Consider the following 2129-nt stretch of genomic DNA (forward strand, 5'->3'; position numbering starts at 1 on the left):
CAATCGAGTTGGGCCATCCCCTTAAGCCGGCCAATGCTCTCTTCGCCCAAGCCTATCAGCGTGCATACCCCGATTCCTTTTCAGCTTACTCGGCGCTGCCCACGGAAGTGCTCTTCAAGGTTGAGCCGACTATGCTTACGTTGTATGAGTATGAGAATAATAGGCCGGTTAGGAAGATATTTATATGTAATCAAGAGAGTTATTGTGAAGAAAATCCGCCGGGTGGCTCTTGATGAACCAGTTTGGGGGAGTCATGATGGCTTAGGTGTGTCAAATTGACTCAATGTCGAATAAGTCTTGTTCATGGGGGGGATCGGATTGTCCCATTCGCATACTTTTGTAGGTTTATATTTTTAGTTAAAAATACATAATTATAAATAATATAAACAATTAGAAGTCCAAAATATTTTTTCTAGTAAACTTGGCACGCTTATTGCATATATATTGGCGAACCCAAAAAGGGAGAAAATATAATACAACAAAATACGGAGGTGTACTATGAAATATTTAGCAAGACGTGATTACGATTCCCCGATGGAGTCTGCGTTTGACTCACTGTTCAACAACATACTCGGCGACTGGGGCCTGATGCCCTCCCGCTTCCCTGCAGTCGACATTGTCGAGAACGACGATGCATATATCTTGGAAGCTGAGCTCCCGGGCTACAAGCAGGAGGAAGTCAAGGTCAATGTCGAGAAGCATGTGCTCAAGCTGAGCTCCACCAAGCAGAGCAAGAAGGAGGACAAGGACAAGAAGAGACTTGTCTCCGAGCGTTACTACCAGAGCTTTGAGCGCGCCTTCACCCTTCCTGAGGATGTGGACGAGGAGAAGATTGAAGGACATTTCTCTGACGGGCTTCTCAAGCTCACGCTTCCCAAGAAGGAAATTGCAAAGCCCAAGGCCATTGAAGTAAAGATTAAATAAACGGTTGAAACAACCTGTCCTGTACATGCAAGACCCCGCACTCGTGTGGGGTCTTTGCATATTCAGCTTTGGACCAATGTTGCATAAAAGGTTACGGCAAGCTGGATGTTCTCTTCGCTGATGCGCTCATCAACTCCATGCATGCGTCCGACCTCGCTTTTGTCCATGCGTACCGGAGTAAAGCGATAGATATGGTTGCTCAGGTTCTGATACTTGCGTGCATCGGTGGCTCCGAGCATCAGATAGGGAGTCACCACGGCATCTCTGAAACAGGCCGTGATGGTACTTGCAAGGTGGGAGAACGCCTCGCCCTCGGCAGGGCTCACCTCGGATGCAGGGGTGAAGCGGACCACCTTGAGCTTGACTGCAGGATCGCCGATGACTTTCTTCATCCATCCAAGCACTTCTTCCTGCGTCTGGGTCGGCAGCAGCCGGACATTGACCATTGCCGTGGCTTGTTCGGCGATGACATTGCTCTTGTCGCTTGCTTCAATCATCGTTGGGACGACTGTTGTCCTGACCAGCGCGTTGAGGGTGGGATTCTTGCTGAAGACCCACAGCAGAATGGGTTTGGTGATCCAGGCATTCAGAAAAAGAAGCCGGTATGCAAAAACCCCCTGCCGACCCAGAGATTCCAGCATTGCCTTGACAGGGGCTGTGAGCTTGGCAGGCATGGATTTCCTCTCCAGACGATAGGCAGCCCGACCGACCCTCCCCAAAGCTGTGGGAAAGGAGGGAGTGGAAGAGTGCCCTGCACTGCATTGTGCCGACAACTGTACATCCATGTACCCTTTCTCAGCTACTCCCACCACTGCAATGTCCTGTTCAAAACCCTTGATGTAGCGTTGGCTGACCACTCCTCCCTCATCGAGGACGTAGGCAAAATGTACGTTCTGTTTTTCAAAATAGGAAGCGATGGTGCTGGCTCCCTCTAGCGAACCATTGCACTCCTCATCGCAACCGAAGGCGACGTAGAATGTCCTGCTTGGTTTCTTGCCCTCGGAGAGCAGCGACTCAAATGCGGTGAGGATGGCAACTGCCTGGATTTTGCAATCAAAGCTCCCTCTGCCGTAGAGATATCCACCTTCGACAGTCCCGGAAAACGGCGGGTGCGTCCATGCCTGGTCTTGTGCTCCCACAACATCAAGGTGTGCGGTGAGGAGAATCGGGAGAGCCTGCTGATCCTCGCCGGGGAAACAGTACAC

General features: G+C 50.6%; 3 protein-coding genes. 2 read left to right on the forward strand and 1 reads right to left on the reverse strand.

Features of this window, described 5'->3' with window-relative positions:
• Together B3F49_RS04320 and B3F49_RS04325 are read left to right on the forward strand one after the other, a co-directional pair.
• Positions 1 to 233: hypothetical protein (locus tag B3F49_RS04320; protein ID WP_293909228.1), on the forward strand; the 233-nt coding region annotated here is incomplete at its 5' end.
• 265 nt (positions 234 to 498) lie between these two features.
• Positions 499 to 924, forward strand: coding sequence for an Hsp20/alpha crystallin family protein (locus tag B3F49_RS04325; protein WP_293895948.1), 426 nt, complete (start codon positions 499 to 501; stop codon positions 922 to 924).
• 62 nt (positions 925 to 986) lie between these two features.
• On the opposite strand, the gene B3F49_RS04330 is transcribed toward B3F49_RS04325, so the two are convergent.
• The coding region (locus B3F49_RS04330; RefSeq protein WP_293909229.1) for a M20/M25/M40 family metallo-hydrolase at positions 987 to 2129 on the reverse strand (1143 nt) is incomplete at its 5' end.

It is taken from the genome of Sphaerochaeta sp. UBA5836, from assembly GCF_002432845.1.
Classification (GTDB): Bacteria; Spirochaetota; Spirochaetia; order Sphaerochaetales; family Sphaerochaetaceae; genus Sphaerochaeta.